This window comes from Streptomyces sp. NPDC088733, from assembly GCF_044751185.1.
Lineage (GTDB): Bacteria > Actinomycetota > Actinomycetes > Streptomycetales > Streptomycetaceae > Actinacidiphila.
This window is the reverse complement of sequence record NZ_JBIVLH010000035.1, coordinates 58,441-80,301: the sequence shown is the minus strand read 5'-3', so window position 1 is coordinate 80,301 and position 21,861 is coordinate 58,441. Positions and strand designations below refer to the sequence as shown.

The 21,861-nt window shown below is 72.4% G+C and carries 12 protein-coding genes; 5 read left to right on the top strand and 7 right to left on the bottom strand.

Annotation, left to right across the window (positions count from 1 at the left end; translation table 11 throughout):
* Positions 1 to 7,272 (top strand): SDR family NAD(P)-dependent oxidoreductase (locus tag ACIP64_RS38010; protein WP_401596468.1); only part of this gene is annotated, 7,272 nt, incomplete at its 5' end.
* A gap of 88 nt (positions 7,273 to 7,360) precedes the next feature.
* On the opposite strand, the gene ACIP64_RS38005 is transcribed toward ACIP64_RS38010, so the two are convergent.
* From ACIP64_RS38005 to ACIP64_RS37995, 3 genes are all read right to left on the bottom strand, one after another.
* On the bottom strand, positions 7,361 to 8,377 hold the full coding sequence (locus ACIP64_RS38005; RefSeq protein WP_401596466.1) for an ACP S-malonyltransferase: 1,017 nt from the start codon (positions 8,375 to 8,377) through the stop codon (positions 7,361 to 7,363).
* 236 nt (positions 8,378 to 8,613) lie between these two features.
* On the bottom strand, positions 8,614 to 9,462 hold the full coding sequence (locus tag ACIP64_RS38000; RefSeq protein WP_401596464.1) for an ABC transporter permease: 849 nt from the start codon (positions 9,460 to 9,462) through the stop codon (positions 8,614 to 8,616).
* The gene (locus ACIP64_RS37995; protein ID WP_401596461.1) at positions 9,459 to 10,469 is read right to left on the bottom strand and encodes an ABC transporter ATP-binding protein; all 1,011 of its coding nucleotides are present in this window, start codon (positions 10,467 to 10,469) and stop codon (positions 9,459 to 9,461) included. The genes ACIP64_RS38000 and ACIP64_RS37995 overlap by 4 nt, the downstream gene beginning before the upstream one ends.
* A gap of 449 nt (positions 10,470 to 10,918) precedes the next feature.
* Between ACIP64_RS37995 and ACIP64_RS37990 the strand changes: the two genes are divergently transcribed.
* The 4 genes from ACIP64_RS37990 to ACIP64_RS37975 all read left to right on the top strand — a co-directional run bounded on the left by ACIP64_RS37990 (position 10,919) and on the right by ACIP64_RS37975 (position 14,900).
* Positions 10,919 to 11,494 carry a hypothetical protein gene (locus tag ACIP64_RS37990; protein WP_401596459.1) on the top strand — a complete coding sequence of 192 codons (576 nt, stop codon included), beginning with the start codon at positions 10,919 to 10,921 and terminating at the stop codon, positions 11,492 to 11,494.
* Positions 11,491 to 12,165: a thioesterase II family protein gene (locus tag ACIP64_RS37985; RefSeq protein ID WP_401596456.1), complete on the top strand. Its 675-nt coding sequence runs from the start codon at positions 11,491 to 11,493 to the stop codon at positions 12,163 to 12,165. Before ACIP64_RS37990 ends, ACIP64_RS37985 begins: the two co-directional genes overlap by 4 nt.
* 216 nt (positions 12,166 to 12,381) lie before the next feature.
* Positions 12,382 to 13,785: a class I adenylate-forming enzyme family protein gene (locus ACIP64_RS37980; protein ID WP_401596453.1), complete on the top strand. Its 1,404-nt coding sequence runs from the start codon at positions 12,382 to 12,384 to the stop codon at positions 13,783 to 13,785.
* 65 nt (positions 13,786 to 13,850) lie between these two features.
* Entirely contained in the window at positions 13,851 to 14,900 is a 1,050-nt protein-coding gene (locus tag ACIP64_RS37975) for a sulfotransferase (protein ID WP_401596450.1), read from the top strand.
* Positions 14,901 to 14,941: 41 nt separating this feature from the next.
* Here ACIP64_RS37975 and ACIP64_RS37970 read toward each other — a convergent pair whose 3' ends face one another.
* The 4 genes from ACIP64_RS37970 to ACIP64_RS37955 form a co-directional block, all read right to left on the bottom strand.
* Positions 14,942 to 16,603: a flavin monoamine oxidase family protein gene (locus tag ACIP64_RS37970; RefSeq protein ID WP_401596447.1), complete on the bottom strand. Its 1,662-nt coding sequence runs from the start codon at positions 16,601 to 16,603 to the stop codon at positions 14,942 to 14,944.
* A 176-nt stretch (positions 16,604 to 16,779) separates the two neighbouring features.
* Complete coding sequence (locus tag ACIP64_RS37965) at positions 16,780 to 17,505, bottom strand: 4'-phosphopantetheinyl transferase (RefSeq protein ID WP_401596444.1); 726 nt, start codon at positions 17,503 to 17,505, stop codon at positions 16,780 to 16,782.
* Positions 17,502 to 18,449 (bottom strand): metallophosphoesterase family protein, encoded by a 948-nt coding sequence (locus tag ACIP64_RS37960; RefSeq protein ID WP_401596441.1) that lies wholly within the window; start codon positions 18,447 to 18,449, stop codon positions 17,502 to 17,504. The genes ACIP64_RS37965 and ACIP64_RS37960 overlap by 4 nt, the downstream gene beginning before the upstream one ends.
* The gene (locus ACIP64_RS37955; protein WP_401596439.1) at positions 18,430 to 21,324 is read right to left on the bottom strand and encodes an AAA family ATPase; all 2,895 of its coding nucleotides are present in this window, start codon (positions 21,322 to 21,324) and stop codon (positions 18,430 to 18,432) included. Before ACIP64_RS37955 ends, ACIP64_RS37960 begins: the two co-directional genes overlap by 20 nt.
* Positions 21,325 to 21,861 lie beyond the last annotated feature (537 nt).

Here is a 21,861-nt window from a genome sequence, read left to right as displayed (position 1 = left end):
AGCCGCCGGGGTGGGGACGCCCCGGGTGCTTCTGAGCTGACGGCGGAGCTCACGGATCTGGGTGCGTCGGTGGTGTGGGCGGCGTGCGATGTGGCCGACCGGGACGCCCTGGCCGGGCTACTGGCGGAGCGTCCGCTGTCGGCGGTGGTGCACACCGCCGGTGTCCTGGACGACGGCGTGATCGCGTCCCTGGACCAGGAGCGCCTTTCGGCGGTCCTGCGTCCGAAGGTGGACGCCGCCTGGAACCTCCACCAACTCACGCAGGACATGGATCTGTCGGCCTTCGTGCTGTTCTCCTCCGCCGCCGGTGTCTTCGGTGGCGCCGGGCAGGCGAACTACGCGGCGGCCAACGTCTTCCTCGATGCTCTCGCCGCGCACCGCAGGGCGCAGGGCCTGGCCGCGACGTCGCTGGCGTGGGGTCTGTGGGACGGCGGCATGGCAGGAGAGCTGGCCGCCGGTGAGGTGTCGCGCCTCGGGCGCGGTGGCGTGAACGCCCTGTCGGAGCAGGAGGGCCTGGCGCTCTTCGACACCGCCACGGCTTCCGGTACCGCGCTGTTCGTGCCGATGAAGCTCGACCTTGGCGCTCTGCGTGCCCAGGTTGCCGGTGGCGGGATGCTGCCGCCGTTGCTCAGTGGTCTGGTCCGCGTCCCCAACCGGCGTGCCGCCCGGGCGGCTTCGGCCTCCGCGGGCAAGCTCGCCCGGCAGCTGGGCGCACTGCCCGAGAGCGAGCGGGCCGACGCCGTGCTCGACCTCGTCCGCGCCCAAGTGGCGGCGGTGCTCGGGTTCGACGGCCCGGAGGCGGTCGTACCGGCGCGCGCGTTCAGCGAGGTCGGCTTCGATTCACTGACGGCCGTCGAGCTGCGCAACCGGCTGAGCACCGCGACCGGTGTGCGGCTGCCGGCCACCCTCGTCTTCGACTACCCGACCCCGGCGGTCCTGGCCGACTACCTGCACTCCGAGCTGCTGGGCGGACAGCAGGCGATCGACGCCCCCGTGACGGTCGCGGTCCGCGACGACGAGCCGATCGCGATCGTGGCGATGGCCTGCCGCTTCCCCGGGGGTGTGCGCACTCCCGAGGATCTGTGGGAGCTGGTCTCGGAGGGCAGGGACGCCATCTCCGAGATGCCGGAGGACCGCGGCTGGAACATGGCCGAGCTGTTCGACCCGGACTCCGACCGCCCGGGCACGAGCTACAGCATGAACGGTGGATTCCTCCACGACGCGCACCACTTCGACCCGACGTTCTTCGGGATGTCGCCGCGTGAGGCCCTGGCCACCGACCCGCAGCAGCGCCTGCTGCTGGACACCTCGTGGGAGGCGTTCGAGCGGGCCGGCATCGACCCGGCCTCGGTGCGCGGCAGCCGTACGGGCGTCTTCGCGGGCGTGATGTACAACGACTACGGCACTCTGCTCCACCGCGCTCCGGAAGGCCTCGAGGGCTACATGGGCACCGCCAGTTCCGGCAGTGTCGTCTCCGGTCGCGTGTCCTACACCTTCGGTCTGGAAGGCCCTGCCGTCACGGTCGACACGGCCTGCTCGTCCTCCCTCGTGACGCTCCACCTCGCCGCCCAGGCGCTGCGCAACGGCGAGTGCGATCTGGCACTGGCCGGCGGCGTGACCGTGATGGCGACGCCGGGCACGTTCGTGGCGTTCAGCATCCAGCGCGGCCTGTCCGCCGACGGCCGCTGCAAGCCGTTCGCGGCCGCGGCCGACGGCACCGCGTGGGGTGAGGGAGTCGGCATGCTGCTCGTGGAGCGGCTGTCGGACGCCCGCCGCAACGGCCACCCGGTGCTCGCGGTGGTCCGCGGTTCGGCGATCAACCAGGACGGCGCGAGCAACGGCCTCACCGCCCCCAACGGTCCCTCCCAGCAGCGCGTGATCCGGCAGGCCCTGGCCAACGCCCGGCTCACCGCCGCCGACGTGGATGTCGTGGAGGCGCACGGCACCGGAACCAGGCTCGGCGACCCGATCGAGGCGCAGGCGCTGCTGGCGACGTACGGCCAGGAGCACAGCGACGAGCAGCCGCTGTGGCTCGGCTCGGTGAAGTCCAACTTCGGCCACACGCAGGCCGCCGCCGGTGTCGCCGGCATCATGAAGATGATCCTGGCCATGCGGCACGGTGTGCTGCCCAGGACGCTGCATGTGGACGAGCCCAGCCCGCACGTGGACTGGTCCGAGGGCGCGGTCTCGCTGCTGACCGAGCGGAGGGACTGGCCGGAGACCGGCCGCCCGCGCCGTGCCGGTATCTCCTCGTTCGGCATCAGCGGCACCAACGCCCACACGATCATCGAGCAGGCCCCCGACGACCCCGCTCAGCTGAGGAACGCGACGCCGCCCGCCGGCGAGCGCGTCCTACCCGTATGGGCCCACGTGCTCTCCGCGAAGTCCGCGGAAGCGCTGCGCGACCAGGCGTCCCGTCTGCGGACGCACCTGGAGAACACCGCGGGGACGGACGACCTCGCCGTCGCTTACACGCTCGCCACCAAGCGCGCGGTCTTTGAGCACCGAGCGGTGGTTGTGGCCTCGGACCGGGATGAGCTGCTGCGCGGCTTGTCCGCTGTCGAGGCCGAGGGCCCGGCGGCGTCGGTGACGCGGGGAGCGGTGAGCTCCGGGAAGCTGGCCTTCCTCTTCACCGGCCAGGGCAGCCAGCGCCTGGGAATGGGACGGGAGCTGTACGACGCCTATCCGGTGTTCGCGCAGGCGCTGGACGCGGTCTGCGCGCACCTCGACATCCCGCTGAAGGACGTCCTGTTCGGCGACGACAGCAACCTGCTGAACGAGACCGCCCACACGCAGCCGGCGCTGTTCGCCGTCGAAGTGGCCCTGTTCCGGCTGCTGGAGTCGTGGGGCGTGAAGCCGGACTACCTCTCCGGCCACTCCATCGGTGAGATCGCCGCCGCCCACGTGGCCGGGGTGTTCTCACTGGAGGACGCGTGCGCGCTGGTCGAGGCCCGTGGGCGGCTGATGCAGGCGCTGCCGGGCGGCGGCGTGATGATCGCGCTGCAGGCCTCGGAGGACGAGGTCCTGCCGCTGCTGAACGACCGCGTGAGCATCGCTGCCGTCAACGGCCCCCAGTCGGTCGTCATCGCCGGTGACGAGGACGCGGCGACGGCGATCACGGAGGCCTTCCCGGACCGCAAGTCCAAGCGCCTGACGGTCAGCCACGCCTTCCACTCGCCCCACATGGACGGAATGCTGGCGGACTTCCGCGAGGTCGCCGCGGGCCTGGCCTACGCCGCCCCGCGCATCCCCGTCGTCTCCAACCTCACCGGGGCCGTGGTCACCGACGAGATGACCTCGCCCGACTTCTGGGTCCGGCACGTCCGCGAGGCGGTCCGCTTCCTCGACGGCATCCGCGCCCTGGAGGCTGCGGGCGTCACCACCTACCTCGAACTCGGCCCCGACGGGATCCTCTCCGCCATGGCCCAGGAGTGCCTGACCACCGAAGGCGCCGCCTTCGCCCCCGCCCTGCGGTCTTCCCGCCCCGAGGCGGAGACGGTGACCGGTGCCCTCGGCCTCGTGCACGTGCGCGGTGGCAGGGTGGACTGGGAGGCGTACTTCGCCGGGACCGGCGCCCGCCTGGTGAACCTGCCCACGTACGCCTTCCAGCAGGAGCGGTACTGGATCGACGTGCCGGTCGCGCAGGTCGGCGATGTGGCGTCGGCCGGTCTCGGGCGGGCGGAGCACCCGCTGCTCGGAGCCGCGGTCGAACTCCCCGACTCCGAAGGACTGCTGTTCACCGGCCGCCTCTCGCTCGACTCCCACCCGTGGCTGGCCGACCACGCCGTCTCCGGCGCGGTGCTGCTGCCGGGGACCGCGTTCGTCGAACTGGCCCTGCACGCAGGCCAGCGGGCGGGCACCGAGCTGTTGGAGGAACTGACGCTGGAGGCGCCGCTCGTCCTGCCCGAACGCGGCGCGCTCCAGCTGCGGTTGTCGCTGGCCGAGCCGGACGCGAACGGGCGGCGCACGCTGCACGTGCACTCGCGCGCCGAGGCCGCGAGCGGCGAGAGCGGCCTGGACGTGCCGTGGACGCGGCACGCGAGCGGTCTCCTCGGCCCGGTGGCCGCGACGACCCCGCCGCCGGCGCTGGACGCGGCGGTCTGGCCCCCGGCCGGGGCGGAACCGCTGGACGTGACGGGTCTGTACGACGGCTTCGCCGCAGTCGGCTTCGCGTACGGCCCGGCGTTCCGCAACCTGCGGGCGGCCTGGCGCCGCGGTGACGAACTCTTCGCCGAACTGCTGCTGCCCGACGAGTCCTTGGCCCAGGCCGCGCAGTTCGGGGTCCACCCCGCGCTGCTGGACGCGGGCCTCCACGGCATCGTGCTGGGCTCCTTCCTCGTCGCCGACGACGAGCAGCCGGGGGAGGACGGCCCCCGCATGCGGCTGCCCTTCTCCTTCGGCGGTGTCGGCCTGCACGCCGTCGGCGCCGGCGCGCTGCGGGTGCGCCTGGCCCCCGCGGGTTCCGGCGCGGTCTCGCTCGCGGCGTTCGACGAGCGCGGCGAACCGGTCGTGTCGGTCGAGTCGCTGCTGCTGAGGGAGGTGAACCCCGCCGGGCTCCGGGCGGCGGGCCCGGCGTTCCACGAGTCGCTGTTCCGGCTGGAGTGGCCGGCTGTGACTGCTGGTGGCACCGCCCCGGAGACCGGAAGCTGGGCCGTGGTCGGTACGGACCCGCTCGGCCTCGAGGCCGCGCTGCGGGCAACGGGCGCCGCGGTAGAGGTGTACGCGGACCTGGACGTACTGGTCGGCGTGGTGGCGGCGGGCAAGCCGTCACCGGACACCGTGCTGGTCTCGTCCGTCTCATCCGTCGCCGCCGGCGCCGGGAGCGCGGCGCAGGTCGCGGAAGAGGCCCGGCGCGCGGCGCACTCCGCGCTCGCACTCGCGCAGGCGTGGTCGGCCGAGGAGTCGCTCGCCGCATCAAGGCTCGCGTTCGTGACGCGCGGCGCCGTCGAGGCCCGGCCCGGAGAGGGCGTACGGGACGTGGCCCACGCGGCGGTGTGGGGCCTGGTGCGATCGGCGCAGTCCGAGAACCCCGGCCGTTTCCTGCTGCTCGACCTCGACGCGGAGGACGACGGCGGCGACGCCCCGGAGCAGCTCGGCCCGCTCCTGGCGGCCGCCGCTGCCGCGCAGTCGGCCGGGGAGCAGCAACTCGCCCTCCGCGGGGGAGCGCTGCACGCCGCACGGCTGGCCAGGGTCCCCGCGGCGCGCCCCGACGCGACCGAGGCCACCGAGCCCGCCGAACCCACGGAGGACGCACAGGTCCCGGCCCTCGACCCGAAGGGCACCGTCCTCATCACCGGGGGCACCGGCGTGCTGGGCGCCCTCCTGGCCCGGCACCTGGTCACGGAGAGGGGCGTGGGGCACCTGGTGCTGACCAGCAGGCGCGGCCCCGACGCCGACGGAGCCGCGGAACTCGTCGCCGATCTCACCGCGCTCGGCGCCGAGGCGACCGTCGTCGCCTGCGACGCGTCCGACCGGGAGGCGCTGGCGGCGCTGCTCGCGGGCGTCCCCGCCGAGCACCCGCTCACCGCGGTCGTCCACGCGGCCGGCCGCCTCGACGACGGACTCGTTCCGTCGCTGACCCCCGAGCGGATCGACACCGTCCTGCGTCCGAAGGTGGACGCGGCGCTGCACCTGCACGAGCTGACGCGGGACGCGGACCTCGCCGCCTTCGTGCTGTTCTCGTCGGTGGCCGGCACGCTCGGCAACCCCGGGCAGGCGAACTACGCGGCGGCGAACGCCTGTCTCGACGCCCTGGCCCAGCACCGGCGCGCGGCGGGGCTGCCCGCCGTGTCGCTGGCATGGGGACTGTGGGAGACGCCCAGCGGGATGACCGGCGAGCTCACGGCCGCCGACATGCAGCGCCTGGCGCGCGCCGGACTGTCCCCGCTGACCTCCGCGCAGGGCCTGGCCCTGTTCGACACGGCCTGCGCCCTGACCACCGCCGAGAACAGCGTCCTGGTCGCCATGCACCTGGACACCGCACCGCTGCGGGCCCGGGCGGAGGCCGGTGCCCTTCCGGCGGTCTTCCGCGGGCTGGTACGCGGTGGGCCCCGCAGGGCCGCCGGGCACAGTGCCGGTGAGGCGGCGGCATCGGCGGCCGCCCGACGGCTCGCGGAGCTGCCGGGGCTGTCCGAGGAGGAGCAGGAGCGGGTGCTGCTCGACGTCGTGCGCGCACAGGTCGCGGCCGTGCTCGCGTACCCGTCGCCGGACGCGGTGGGGGAGACCCAGGAGTTCCTGGAGCTCGGTCTGGACTCGCTGACCGCCGTGGAGCTGCGCAACCAGCTCAACGCGGCGACGGGCCTGCGGCTGCCTCCCACCCTGCTCTTCGACTACCCGACGCCCATCCTCGTCGCCGGACTGCTGCGCGCCGAACTCGCCGGGGTTTCCGGCGGCGCGCAGTCGCCCGCGGGGGACGCGGGCGAGGCGGGGAGCGGCACGGACGAGGGCTCCGGGGTGTTCGGCGCGATGCTCCAGGAGGCCGGGGCCCAGGGCACCTCGGGCCAGTTCATGGAAATGCTCATGCAGGCCTCGCGGTTCCGGCCCTCGTTCGCCTCGCCGGCCGAACTGCGCAAGGCACCCGCCTTCGTGCGGCTCTCCCGGGGTGAGTCGGGGCCCGGTGTGGTTTGTTTTCCCTCGATCCTGTCGATCTCGGGCCCGCACCAGTACGCCCGGTTCGCCTCCGGGTTCCGGGGCCACCGGGACGTGTGGGCGCTGGGTGTGCCGGGCTTCCTGCGCGGTGAGCAGCTGCCGACGTCCGTGGAGGCCGTGATCGACGCGCAGGCGGAGGCCGTGCTGCGGAACACGGGCGGCGCTCCGTTCGTGCTGCTCGGCCACTCGTCGGGCGGCATGCTCGCGCACGCGGTCGCCGAGCGGCTGGAGAGCGAGGGGACCCGTCCCGCGGCCGTGGTGCTGATCGACATCTACTCGCACGACGACGACGCGCTCGTCGGCCTGCAGCCCGGTCTCGGCCAGGGCATCGCCGAGCGCCAGGACACCTATGTGCCGGTCGACGACACCCGACTGCTGGCCATGGGCGCCTACTTCCGGCTCTTCGCGGGCTGGAAGCCGACGGCGGTGACGTCGCCGACGCTGCTGGTGCGGGCCGGGGAGCGGTTCTTCGACTGGTTCCGGCCCACCGACGGCGACTGGCGTTCGTACTGGGACCTGGAGCACACCGCCCTGGACGTGCAGGGCGACCACTTCACCATGATGGAGCAGCATGCGGCGACGACCACGCGGGCCGTGGAGGAGTGGCTGACCGAAAACCTCTGACGGGCGACCGCCGGCCCGCGGGCCGAACGGCGGAGGGCCGGGCCCCACCACTCGGGTGGGGCCCGGCCCTCCGCCGTTCGGCGCCGTGTCACGCGCCGCGGCGCTCCCGTTCCCGCTCCCGGGGGCGCTTCTTCGGCAGCCCCACCGTCACGACCTCGAAGGAGTCCTTCGTGAGGTCGAGCCGGTGGAAGAGGTTGTCGGGCCCTGTGACGCACACCGTGCCGACACCGAGGCCCTGGAGACCCGCCACCACGTTCGGCCAGTGGATCGGCCGGTCGAAGGTGTCCAGCATCATTGCGCGCATCCCGGCGGCGTCGCGGACGACCGTGCCGTCCACGTCGTGCACCACGGGAAGCGCGGGGTCGGCGAAGTCGTACGCCGCGAACACCTCCGCCTCGGCCTTGCGGCGCAGCTCCGAGAACGACGCGGCATGGACCGGCGGCCGCATCGCGTACATGGAGTAGCCGCCCGCGGCGCTGATGGCCGCCTTGAGCCCGTCGAGCTCCTTCTCCTGCACCGACAGCATGTGGAACCCGCTGTCGAGCCGTCCGGAGATGTCGTACCAGGCGCCGCGGTCGTCGAATTCCGCGAGGATCGCGTCGAACGGCTCCTGCGGCACGCGGACGAAGCAGTGGGTGACGACGTCCTGGTAGGCGCCGGCGAAGTACTCCTCCTCGCAGCGGGCGCACTCCGCGGTGAGCCGTACGACGTCCGCGAAGGACAGCGAGCCGGTGAAGGCCGCGGCGGCCTTCTGGCCGAAGCTCGGTCCGGCGCAGACGTCGGGGGAGTGGCCGAGTCCGTCCACCGCCCGGTCCGCCATGGCCATCGAGGCGATCAGGAAAGCGATCTGCGAATAGGTGGAGTAATCGTCCTCCGTGGCCCGGAAACGGTCGAAGAGCGAGTAGCCGAGCGCTTCGTCCGCCTCGGCGAGCCGCTGGCGTGCGTAGGGGTCCAGCAGCAGGAACTTCCCGATGTCGGAGAAGGAAGAGGGCCCCATGCCGGGAAACACGACGGCTGTGCGGGTCCGCTCCGCGCCGTCACCGGAATGCGGCTGCCGGGAAAGGGCGGTGATGTCGTTCTCGGGAGTCGGCTGTGAATTGCTCATGATGTGAATGCCTTTGCCGCCGGCCGGTCGCCCGGTCATGGTCGGTGTACGTCTGGAGCGGGTCGGGAAAGGGCGTCGGACAAGGGGCCGCTTTTCGCCGTGCGTGCCGGACGTGCCTGACGAAAGCGGCCCCGCGCACCCGGCCGCGCGCGGTGCGCGCGGCCCGGTCCACGAGGCCCTGGGAGGTGCGGAATACGGAGGACGAAGCAGGCGGAACGCGGACCGGCGGCGCCGGATCAGTCCTGCGCCCGCCGCCGGAAGCCCAGGATGCCGATCGTCCCGAAGAGCACGATCGCCGCGGCCAGCGCGCTCAGGTCCACCCACAGCGGGATCGAGGCGGGGCCGCCGGCCGGCAGCATCAGGTCGCGGATGCCCTCACTGACGTACGTCAGCGGGTTGAGGGTGCACAGCACCTGGTACCACCGCAGGTCCGTCAGAGCCCGCCACGGGAACTGGGTGCAGCCGGTGAACATCAGCGGGGTCAGCGTGACGGCGAAGACCACGCTGATGTGGCGGGCCGGGGCGAGGGTGCCGATGGTCAGCCCCACCGTGCTTCCGGCGAGCGCGCCCAGGAGCAGCACGCCCAGGGTCGGCAGGAAGGTGTCCAGCGGCCAGGAGACGTCGTCCAGGACCAGCATGCCGATCGGGATCATCACCAGGGAGGCGACGAGGCCGCGCAGCGCGCCGAAGACCATCTTCTCCACCGCGACCAGCGTCGTCGGGATCGGCGCGAGCAGCCGGTCCTCGATCTCCTTGGTCCAGGAGAAGTCGATGACCAGGGGCAGTGCCGTGTTCTGCAGGCTGACCAGGAAGCTGTTCAGCGCGACGACGCCCGGCAGCAGGACCTGCTGGAACCCGCCCCCGGTGAAGCCGAGATCGCCCAGCACCTTGCCGAAGACGAAGAGGATGAAGAGAGGTTCCACGAGCACCTGCGCGAGGAAGATGCCCAGTTCGCGGCCGGTGACGAAGATGTCCCGCCAGAGGATGAAGAAGAACGTGCGGGTCGCCGTGCGCACGCCGGTGCGCTCGGGCCGCAGCTCCTCGGGGAAGCCGGCGACGGGGTCGGGGGCGGTGGTCGTGGTCATCGCAGCTCCCGGCCGGTCAGATCGATGAAGACGTCCTCGAGGGTGGCGGTGCCCACACTCAGGTCCTTGATGTCGCAACTGGCTTCCGCCAGGGCGGTGATGACCGTCGGCAGTACCGAGCCCGACGGGGCGTCGCTGTAGATGCGCAGGCGGACCGGGGGCTGCGCGTCGGGCTGCTCCGCGGCGTCCTCCTCGTTCTGCACCACCTCGACCCGCTCGACCGTCTCGATGCCCTCCAGCAGGCGCGTGACGCTCTCCGCCCCCGGCTGCGCGGGCTGCACGGTGACCGTGAGCGCGGTGCTGCTCAGGCTCTTCAGCAGCGCCTGCGGGGTGTCGAGGGCGAGCAGCCGGCCGTGGTCGACGATGCCGACGCGGTCGCAGAGCTTGGCGGCCTCGTCCATGTCGTGGGTCGTGAGCACGGTGGTCACGCCCCGCGCGCTCAGCTCCGCGATGCGCTCGTGGATGAACAGGCGTGCCTGCGGGTCGAGCCCGGTGGACGGCTCGTCGAGGAACAGCACGTCCGGGCGGTGCATCAGGGCCCGGGCGATCATCACCCGCTGGGCCTGGCCGCCGGACAGCTCGTCGCCGCGGGCCTTGCGGCGGTCGGCCAGGCCGACCCACTCCAGGCACTCGTCGGCGAGCCGGTTGCGTTCGGAGCGGCTCATGCCGTGGTAACCGGCGTGGAAGACGAGGTTCTGGCGCAGGTTCAGGGACCGGTCGAGGTTGTTGCGCTGCGGCACGACGGCGAAGGCGCGGCGCGCCCGCGCCGGGTGGGCCGCGACGTCGACGCCCTGGACGAACGCCCGGCCCGCCGTGGGGGCGACCCGCGTCGTCAGGACGCCGATGGTCGTCGTCTTCCCCGCTCCGTTCGGCCCGAGGAAACCGAAGACCTCGCCCCGGCCCACCGAGAAGCTCAAGCCGTCCACCGCGGGCCGGTCGCGTCCCGGGTATTTCTTGACCAGCCCGTCCACCACTACGGCGGAATCCGTGGTCTGATGTGATGTCATTGACGCCTACGAATCGTGCGGGACGCGGCAACGGCAGTCCGGGGATTCGCACGGGAATGTCGTGTGACCGGCCGCGCGTCGAGCGCCGACTGAAGAGGACATGGATGGTGCGCATCCTGTCTAGCACAAGGGTTTTCGCCGCACCCCGATTCCCTGTCGATCTAGGGGGCGGCTGGGAATGGTAAGGGGGGAATAGGGGCTGTCCCGCCCTTTCCCGCATTGCTTTTCCGGTCGCGTCGGCAAACATTGAGGAAAGTAGTGTTGCGGCCCGCTCAGGAATCCCTCTAGCATCGCGGCGTGATCGCGCCGAATTGCATCTCCGGAAATGAATTTCCGGTGGGTCGCGCCTGTGCGGTCCTTCCCGCGGGCCCCGGGTCACCGGGGCGGGCGGTGCCGCGCGCGACCGGCGCCACAGCCCTCCGCACACTTCCCCCGGGCAAGGAGACCCCGTGAAGGCACTCGTCGTGCCGGCGAACGGACCGGTCCTCCGGCAGGTCCTGCGCGGCATCGCCGACGCGGGCGTCGTGGACGTGGGTGTCGTCGTCGCCGGCCCGGACGACGGCGTCAAGGCAGAGGCGGGGGACGGTTCCCGCTTCGGCATCAGCATCACCTACCTGCCCGGGCAGTCCCGGCAGGCGGGCACGGTCGGTGCCGTGCGCAGCGCCCGGGAGTGGCTGGCCGACGACGACTTCGTGCTGTGCGCGGGCGGCGCCTTCCCGCCCGGCGGGATCGTGGAGCCCCTGGAGGAGTTCCGGATCCGGCGGCCCGCCGCGCAGATCATGGCGGACCGGACCCCGGGTCCGTCGTCCTGGGACGTGTACTTCTTCACCTCCGCACTCCACACGGCCGTGGAGGCGATCGAGCCCTCGGCCGCGGGCGGCGCCGAACTGTCCGACGCCCTGCGGTGGCTGTACGACCGGGGCCTGGGTGTCACGGCGTGCACGAGCCCCGCCGGTGAGCGTGGCGAAGGGGACGGTGACGGCTCCGCGCGCGGGGCGGCCGGGGCGGGACCGGCCGAGGGATGACGTCCGGGGCCGGCGGCCGCCTCCGTGCCGTCACGGACGTCGCGTTCGACGACGTCGTGCTCATCCGGATCGAGCAGCCGGCCGTCCCGAGCCGGTACCGGCTGGTCTGCTTCCCCGACGCGGGGAACTCCTCGGTCTGCTACCTCGCCATGTCCGAACTCCTGCTGCCCACTGTCGAGTTGCTCATCGTCCAGTACCCGCTGGCGGAGCCGGGCCAGGCGGAGCACGCCGCGCCCTGTCCCGGCCTCGCCGACAAGATCTACGACGCGGTGCGCGAATGGACGGACCGCCCGCTGGCCCTGTTCGGCCACCGGCTGGGGGCCGAACTCGCCTACGGCGTCGCACAGCGGCTGGAGCGGGAGACCGACACCGGGCCGCTGACGCTCTTCGTGTCCGGCCGTCCCGGCCCCGGCCACCGCGGATTCCTGGGGCCGCCCGCCCTCCAGTGCCGCGTCGTCGCCCTGACGGGGGACCACGACCCGCAGGCGCCGCTGCCCGGCGTACGGGCCTGGCGGCGCTGCACGGCCGGGCCGTTCGACCTGGAGGTCTTCCCCGGCGCGCCCGGCTACCTCGACTCGCACCGCCGCGAGGTCGTCAACCTCGTGCACGACCAGCTCATCTCGCTCCACGGACCCGAGCCGGACCGCACCGCGCCGAAGCAGGGGCCGTAGGGGGCGGAACAGGGGTACCCCGCGATGTGCCCTGGTCCCTAGCGTGACGGGTGGAGAACCGCGTCCACGGGACGGGACCGACAGCACCTCCGCGCAGCGCGGCGCGCACCCCCGCGATCCACCCCCCTGTGAACGGCTCCGGACCCGCCGTCGGCTCCGCGCAGACCACGTCAGCACCGGCCACGTTCGGCCCAGAGGAAGGACTCAGTGCCACCGATGACCGCGATGATCTTTGCAGCAGACTCGGTACGGCCCGTCGAGGAGTTCGAGCAGGACGCCCTCCGCGTGGCCGATGTGCTCCGGGAACACGGGATCGGCCTCGGCGACCGCGTCATGCTGAAGGCCGGCAACTCGGCGAGCTGGATCTGCGTCCTCTACGCGCTGATGGAGGTCGGCGCCTCCATCGTCCTCGTCGACCAGCAGGAGCACGTCGAGGAGACCCGGCGGATCGCCCTGCGCACCGGGGTCAAGGTCACCATCGTCGACGACGAGACCCCCATCGACCAGGGAGCCGACCCCGTCTACCTGTACGAGCTGATGGTCGCCACGGCGGGCCTGCCCTCCGTGCCGGGCACCCTGTCCTTCGACGCCTGGGGCGAACTGCCCGACGGCCTGATCATGTGGACCTCCGGCTCGACCGGCTCGCCCAAGGGCGTGGTCAAGTCCGGCGCCAAGTTCCTGCGCAACCTGCGCCGCAACGCCGAGCAGGTCGGCCACCGCCCGGACGACGTCCTGATGCCGCTGCTGCCCTTCGCCCACCAGTACGGGCTGTCGATGGTGCTCATCGCCTACCTCACCCGCTGCTCCCTGGTCATCGCGCCCTACCGGCGGCTGGACCGGGCCCTGCGCATGGGGCGTGACGCCGGGGTCACCGTCATCGACGCCACCCCCTCCAGCTACCGCAGCATCCTGAGCCTGGTGACCCGCAAGCCGGCGCTGCGCGAACACGTCGCCGGCACCCGGATGTTCTGCGTCGGCGCGGCGCCGCTGGACGCCCCCCTCGTGGCGGGCTACGTCGAGGAGTTCGGCCTCCCGCTGCTGGACAGCTACGGCTCCACCGAGCTGGGCAACATCTCCTTCGCCACCCTCGACAACCCCGTCGCCTGCGGTCGCGCCATGGACGGCATCCGGCTGAGGATCGTCGACGAGGACGGCCGGGAAGTGGCCGCGGGACAGCCCGGCGAGATCGAGGTCGACACCCCCGACGCGCTGGAGGGCCAGATCGCCGACGACGGTTCCGTGATCCCCAACCCCACGGGATGGCAGCGCACCGGGGACCTCGGCCACCTTGACGACGGCGGCAACCTCCACGTCCTGGGACGCAAGTTCGCCGTCCACCGCATGGGCTACACGCTCTACCCCGAGCTGATCGAGCGGAAGGTGGCGGCCGAGGGCTGCCCCACCCGGATCGTGCCGCTCCCCGACGAACTGCGCGGCTCCCAGCTGGTCTTCTTCGTCGAGGACGAGGAGCAGCGGGACGCCGGCTACTGGCGGGAGCGGCTGTGCTCGCTGCTGCCCGCCTTCGAGCAGCCCAACCGGGTCGTCGTGCTGGAGCAGTTCCCGCTGAACCGCAACGGCAAGCCCGACAAGAAGCAGCTCGCGCGGATGGCCGCCGAGTGAGAAAGCGTTCCCCGCCCCCTTCGGTGGCGGCGGGGAACGGCAAGAAACGAAAGGTGAGTCGGCTGATGCCCGATAAGCTGACTTTTGTCGTCGGAACCGGACGCTGTGGTTCCACAGCGCTGTCCGCGGTGGTGAACCTGCACCCGGACATCCTCAGTCTCAACGAGCTCTTCGCCAGCGTCACCGACCCGGTGGCGCTCACCGAAGAGCCGCTGAGCGGTACCGAGTTCTGGACCCTTCTGACCACACCCAACTGGGTCAGCGACACCCTGGTCCGCAACGGTGCCCCGCCGTCGGAGTTCCTCTACAACCGCCACCCCGAGTGGCGCTACTCCGCCGCGACCACCGGCATCCCCGCCATCAGCATGATGGTCCTGCCGCACCTCACGGACGACCCCGACGGGCTGCTGGACGAGCTGGAGCCGCGGATCAGCGCGTGGCCCGCCCGTCCCGCGCCGCTGCAATGGCAGGCCTTCTTCTCCGTGCTCGCCGACCGGTTCGGCGCCACCGGCGCCGTCGTCGAACGATCCGGGCTCTCCCTGGGCAACGTCGGCCGGCTGCACGCCCTCTTCCCGCAGGCGCGCTTCGTGCACCTGTACCGCAGCGGTCCCGACTGCGCCCTGTCCATGAGCCGGCACATCGCCTTCCGCATGATCCCGATGATGCTGGAGATCGCGGAACGGTGCGGCGTGGACTCCCCGTACGAGCTGACCGCGGAGCACTTCGCCCAGATCCCGCCCGACCTGGCCCCGCTGCTGACGGGCACGTACGACCCCGCCCTCATCATGGACCGGCCGATCCCGCTCCCCGTCTTCGGCGACATGTGGTCGCGCTGGATCGTCGACGGTGTGCGGAACCTGGAGGAACTCCCCGCCGGCATCCGCACGTCGCTCTCCTACGAGCACCTCCTGGCGGAGCCGCGCGAGGAGCTGACCCGCCTGGCGGCCTTCATCGGCGTCGAGGCCCGCCCCGACTGGCTGGAGGCCGCCGCCCGACTCCTCGACGGCGACGGCCGCCGCGGCTCCGCGGACCGGCTGGACCCCGCCCAACTGGAGGCGCTGCGCGCGTCCTGCGCCGAGGGCACGGCGGCCCTGGCGGGCACGGTCGCCGCATAGAACCGTCGCGGCACGGCGTCCGCGGCGGAGAATCCCGGACCTCAGCAGTCGTAGGGCAGATCGAGGGGCGCGAGCGCCTCGAAGAGGTCCCCGGGGCCGGGATTCTCCGGACGCGTGGCGCCGCCCAGGTGCTCCATGACGCCCCACACCGCGTTCAGCGCCGTGGTGACCGCGCCCTCGGCGAAACCCGCCGTCCAGGAGACGTCGTCGCCGCACAGGAAGAAGCCGCGCTCCGCGGCGGGCAGACCGCGCTGCATGAACTGGGTGAACAGCCGCCGCTGGTAGCGGTAGTGACCCGGCAGGTTCGCCTTGAACGCGCCCATGAAGTGCGGCTCGGTCTCCCACGTGATCGTGAGCGGGTCGCCCACGACATGGGAGCGGATGTCGAGCCCGGGGTAGACGAGGGCGAGCTTGTCCAGCAGGACGTCCAGCCGCTCGCCCGGGTCCAGCGTGGCCATCTTCAGCGAGTCGTCGTTCCACGTGTACGACAGGCACATCACCCCCGGGCGGTCCGGGCCGTCGTCGAAGAGGTAGACCCCGCGCGGCATGCGGTCCGTCAGCGTCATGCTCATCACCGGCTCGCCGGTGAGCGGGTCCAGGTCGTGCCAGAACGGCCGGTCGGTCAGCACGAACAGCTTGGAGGCACCCATGTAGTGGGTGCGTTCCACCGCGGTCCACAGCGGCGCGGTCAGCAGCGCCGGGTCGCACTCCACCCGGTTCAGCAGGGTCCACAGGTGCGGGGTGTACACCACCGCGTCGAACCGCTCGCCGTGCCCGGAGGCGTCGGTGACGCGGAAGCCGTCGCCGTCCCGGACGACCGAGCGCACCCGCGGCCGGGCCGAACCGCCGTGCAGGGACGCGAGCGACGTCCCCGCCGGCCAGTGCGCGCACTGCTCCGGCCGGTGCTCCCACAGGCCGTACGGCAGCCGCTGGGAGCCGCCGGTGATGGCGACCTGGTTGTCGTCGGCCTCGGTGTAGACCACCCGCAGGATCTCCAGCAGCGAATTGGGGAAATCGGTGTCCCAGCCGCCGGTGCCGAAACCCACCTGGCCGAAGATCTCCCGGTGCCGGAACGACTGGAACGCCGAACTGGTCGCGAGGAAACCGTAGAAGGACTGGTCGTCGAACTCCCGGACCAGCCGGTTCCACACCCGCTTCAGGGTCTCGGTGTCGCGCCGCTGGACGGCGTCCCGCATCGTGGCGAGTTCGGCCCGCTCTTGCAGCGCCTTCTCCCACGCGGACGCCACCTGCACGTACACGTCCGGGAGGTCGTCGGCCACCCGCGCCCGGTGCCGCTCGCCCATGAGGTGGATCAGCGTGCTCGGCGTGCTCGGTGCCAGCGGATTGGGGAACGGGGTGGTGTGCAGCCCCAGCAGGTCGACGTAGTGGAACAGGGACCGGGCGGAGAGCGGGAAACGCATCGCCCCCATCTCCGCCACGCGGTCCGGCTGCCCGGGGAACGGCACCGAGCGCATGCGCCCGCCGATCTGCTCCGCCTCGTACACGACGGGGCGCAGCCCCAGCCGCATCAGCTCGTACGCCGCGGTCATGCCCGCCATCCCCCCGCCGACCACGGCCACGGGGGACCCCAGGCGCTCCGGCGGGAGGGTGCCGAGCCCGGCCGGATGGCGGAGCCAGCCGTCGTACGAGAACGGGAAGTCCGGCACGAGCATGGTGACGGGGGCCGGGCTGACTGACGTCATCGGGAATACCTCTCGGGCCGATTCCACGGCGCTTCCAGGAAACCGGAGACCAGTCGAGCGGGAGCCGGGGATCGCAGCGCCGCGCCGCGGGCCCCGGGTTCGGGGCGCCGCGGCCCGCGGCTGCGCAGTCGCGCCAGGCAATGACGCTATTTCGGCGGGAGTCGGGGCAACAACCCCTATGGACCCTGGTAACCGACCGTGCCCGCACGGGTTTCCGGCTTCGCCGCGCCGAGAGCGGCGGGGAAGCCGATGGCCGTGACGACCAGTCCCCGGTCCGCGAGCCAGCTGCCGGCGAAGCGCTCGACGAGCCGGCCGTCGGGAGCGCGCCGCGGGCGCAGGATGCGTGCCGAGAACGTGCCCTGCGGCCGGGCGGCCGCGCCGTCCTCCTGGAACGCGATGTCGGCGTCGTCGAAGTCCAGTTCGGTGCCCATGAGCGGGTACCAGGTCTTGTAGACGGCCTCCTTCGCGCTGAACAGCAGCCGGTCGCGGCTGAACCGCGGCACGGCCCCGCCGCCACGGGCCCAGGCCAGTTCGCCCGGCAGCGCGATCGACTCCAGCACACCGCCGGGCAGCGGCAGGTCCGGCTCGGCGTCGATGCCGATCATCGCCAGATCGGTGTCCCGGGCCAGTGCCGCCGCCCGGTAGCCCTCGCAGTGGGTCATACTGCCGACGACCCCGGCCGGCCACTGCGGGACGTTGCGCACACCGGGCAGCACGGGGACCGGCGGCATCCCGAGGGCGGCCAGGGCACGCCGGGCGCAGGCCCGCACCGTGGCGAACTCCTCGCGGCGCCGGTCCACTGCCCGCGCGACGACCGCGGCCTCCTCGGGGTACAGCGCCGCGGAGCCGTCGGGCCCGAAGACCTCGCTGGTGGCCGCCCCGGGCAGCAGTGCCTCGATCATGACCGCCCCTCCCGCACTCCGATGGTCGCGGCCGCCTTCGGCTCCTGACCTGTGTACGGCAGGATCTGCCGCAGCAGCCCCTTGGGGTGGCCGCGCCGCCGCCACTCGCGCGGATAGCCGATCGACACCTCCTCGAACCGCACCCCGTCGTACCAGGTGGTCCGCGGAATGTGCAGATGCCCGTAGACCACGGCGGCGGTGGTGAACCTGCGGTGCCAGTCGGCGGTCAGCACGGTGCCGCACCACTGGGCGAACTCCGGGTGCCACAGCACGTCCGTGGGCTGGCGCACCAGCGGGAAGTGGTTGACCAGCACCAGCGGCACCGACGGGTCCTGCGCGGCCAGCCGCCGCCGGGTCTCGGCCACCCGGGCACGGCACCAGTCGTCACGGCCGCGGTAGGGGTCGGGGTGGAGCAGGTACTCGTCCGTGCACACCACACCCGCCTCGTGCGCCCGGGCCAGCGACTCCTCCTTGGTCGACGTGCCCTTCACCCGGAACGTGTAGTCGTAGAGCAGGAACAGCGGCGCCACCCGCACCGGCCCGCCGGGCCCCTCCCACAGCGGCCAGTCGTCCTCCGGGGTGAGCACGCCGAGCCCCCGGCACATCTCCACCAGGTACCGGTAGCGCTCCTCGCCCCGCAGCTGCACCGCGTCCTCGCGCGGAGTCCACAACTCGTGGTTGCCGGGCGCCCACACGACCTTCGCGAACCGTCCGGCCAGCAGACCGAGGGCCCACGCGATGTCCTCGGTGAGCTCGCCGACGTCACCGGCCACGATCAGCCAGTCGTCGTCGTGGGTAGGCCGCAGCGACTCCGTGATCGGCCGGTTGTCGGCCATGCCGACATGCAGGTCGCTGACGGCGAGCAGCCTCGGGCCGGGAGGCGGCGCCCCTCCCGTCGAGAGGGGGGTGCGGGATACGGCGGGGTCAGGCGATATGGGCGACATCGAGGTCCAAACTGACGGGCAGGTCCCTGCGGTGAGAGATGTTGATCTTCCGGTACACGCGGGTCAGATGCTGTTCGACGGTGCTCACCGTGATGAAGAGCTTCGCCCCGATCTCCCGGTTGGTGTAACCCTGTGCGGCCAGTGAGGCCACCCTGCGTTCGGCGTCCGTCAGTGCCGCGGCCGCCGCCGTCGCCGGCGGCAGTGCCCGCTCGGGCGCCTTCGGCGATGCCTGGCCCGGCTGCTCGGACTGCAGGGACTGACGCAGTTTGTCGGCGCCGCAGCTCTCGGCGATCCGCAGCGCCCTGCGGATGTGCAACTTGCTCTGGACCGGGTCGCCCAGCTGCTTGTGGGCCTGCCCCAGATCGCTCAGGGAGCGCGACAACTCGTAGCGGTCGCCGTTCGACTGGAGGAGCGAGACCGCCTCCGAGAGCAGGGGCACCCGCTCGCCGACGGGCCGCGCCGCCGCCAGCACGCGCAGCGCCGTCCCGCGGACCCGAGGACCGGCGTCACGGGCGAGCTGCTCCCGCGCGAAGTGCTCCACCTGATCGCGGCTCCCCAGCGCGAGCCATGCCTCCGCGACCCCGACGCGCCAGGGCGCCAGCGTGGCGCGGTCCATGCCCCAGCGCCTCATCAGGCGGCCGCACGTGGAGAAGTCCCGCAGGGCGGCGTGCGGACGGCCCGTCTCCAGTTCGTGCCGGCCCCGCGCGTACAGGTACTGCACCCCGTAGCGGCTCGCGAACATCTCCTCGGGCACCGGCCGGCCCACGATCTCGGCTGCGACCTCGTGGTCGCCCATCGCGGTGCTCGCCTCGATCAGGACCGACAGCGGGGCGCCGATGCCCACGCCCCAGCAGTGCGGGGGCAGGTCCTCCAGGGCCTCCTCGACCAACTGCCGCGCCTGCGTCAAGTGGCCCTGACGCAGGGCCATGTGCGCCCGGACGGTCCGCAGGATCGCCGTCGAACTCGCGGGCCAGCGGGCCGTGACCTCCGCCAGCAGCCGGTCGGCCCACTGCATCGCCGTCCCCAACTGGTCGGCGAAGACGAGAGCGAGCAGGCAGGACTGCACCGTCGGCTCGGTCTCCTCCGTCAGACGGAGTGCGGCGAGGATCCGGTCGGCGGTGTCGGAGAGGCGGCCGTCCTCCCGCACCGGCGATGTCCCGCCCCCGGCGGGGTCGTCGGCGAGCGCGTCGTGCAGCGCCGCTGCCGCCGCCAGCCGGCTCTCGTCCGGCCGAGACACCGGGACGTGCGCAGCGCTGTCGTGCAGAGGGGCGAGCGTCTCGTCGGCCCGCTCCAGGACGCCGGGGAACGTGCTCGCCAGGATGGAACGCAACCACCGTACTTCCGCCGCGAGTTCGGCGTCGGGCTGGGACGCCTCCCCGGCGGCCGCGTGCCGCATCGCCATGACCGCGTCGTCCGTCCAGCCGTTCCACAGCAGGTCGCCCACGAGCCGCAGGGTGTCGGCCGCCGGCAGCTGACCGGCGCGGACCGTCCCGGTGAGGGAACGGACCTGCCGCGGCCACGCGGAGGGCGTGACCCGCCAGATGAACCTGGCCAGGGAGATCCGCACCTGCGCACGCTCGCGTTCGCTCCGGCAGCAGCCCTCGGCCATGCGCAGGCAGCTCACCGCGAGGTCCACCCGCCCGGCGGCCATCGCCTCACGGGCGGCGTCCACCAGCACCTGCGGCGCCCACTCCTCGTCGGGTGGTGACGTGGCGTGCCCCAGCAACTGCTCCGCGACGAGCAGCGGCGGAGCGCCGTCCTCGTACAGCAGGCGGGCGGCACGCCGGCGCAGCCGCGTCACCCCGTCGTCGTCCAGGCTCTCCACGACCGCCGTCCGCACGCCGGGGTGCCGGAAGCGGCCGTCGTCCAGGACGCCCGCGTCGTCCAGGGCGGACACCACCTGCAGGACCGCCCTCTCCTCGACCTCCACCAGCCGGGCCAGCAGCGGCAGCGGGGTCACGCCGCCCAGCAGGGCGATCCCCTGGGCGACACGCAGGCCGTCGGCCCCGACGCGGTGGACGATCAGCAGCGCGCTGCGGAGGAACCGCTCGCCCGCGGCGGGTGACCCGTCCGCGGCGCCGTCGCCGGGCTGAGCCGGCGGGCGTTCGTGGGAGAAGTGGTCCTCGACCATGCCGTGGACGAGCAGCGGATTGCCGCCGGTGGCCGCGTGCACCGCACCGGCCAGCCGGCCGGTGGCCGCGGTGCCGACAGGGCCCTCGCCCGGCTCGCCTCCGTGCGCCCGCGCGGCGAGCAGCCGCTCCACCCCGGCGACGCCCAGCGGGCCGACCCGCACGTGCAACCCCCGCATCGGGTGCAGGAGTTCCATCAGCGTGCCGGGCGGTCTGCGGCGTGTGTCGGCACCGATGGTCACGATCGCCGACACGGCCCCCGGGCCCGACGAGGGGAACCGGCGCAGCGCGTACGACAGGACTTGCAGGGACTCGGCGTCGGCGTACTGGACATCGTCCAGGGCGATCAGGACGGGTCCTCGCGCGGACAGCCTGCCCAGTTCGGCGTTGAAGCACTGCAGGACCTCGGTCGCCACCGGTTCCCCGCTCGAACGCGTGCCGCCCATCCCCGACGCGTCGGCCAGTAAGGGCGGCAGGGAACCAGGTTCGGGTTCCCTCGGATCGCGGAGCAACTGCTCCATCACGCCGAACGGTATCGAGTGTTCCGCGGGTGAGCCGACAGCGGTGAGCAGCCTGTGCTCCGCGACCGCGCGGTCCTCCAGGACGCGGTGGAGCAGTGCCGTCTTCCCGGACGCCACCGGCCCGCTGATCACCGCTGTCCGGTCGGACCCGAAGGCCGTTCCGGAGCTCCGACCGGATGCGAACGCGACCAGGCTTGCGATCTGTCCATTTCGTTCCACTAGCATGACGTCAGACCCTCCGTAATGCGTTGTGAAATAGCGCCACGGTGGGCGTGTTTTCCGATGGCCGGCCACTGCGCGTGGTTCCGCGGGCGGGATCCCGAAAATGACGCGGCGGTAACATAGAGAAACTCGCAAGTGCTCACAAGGCGCATTTCGACACCCCCGGTCATTTCATTCCGACCCCGTTCCGGACTGTATCAACGTCCTGAGCGCGTCGGCATCTCAATCTGTCGCCCGGGTATTGCCGCACAGTGAGCAGCCGATGGACGTCCGGTTGCCGGGAGGATGTGTGTTGTCACAGGTCATGGGCGCTGGGCGGCGGGAACAAGAATCGGAACCTCAATAGAACCTCAAATGCGGAATGCAGCCGTCTGGAACCGGGCGCGGGAAGGGGTTCCAGGCAGGGCCCAAGACGGGGGAAAATGGGGGATGAGCGACGCACCCGCACTCGGAGGGCCCGAATTGATCGCTCGCGGCTCCGGACCCGAACAGGTGGCGCGAAATACGCTCACAAGAGCGCCGGGGCGCTCTATCCGCATC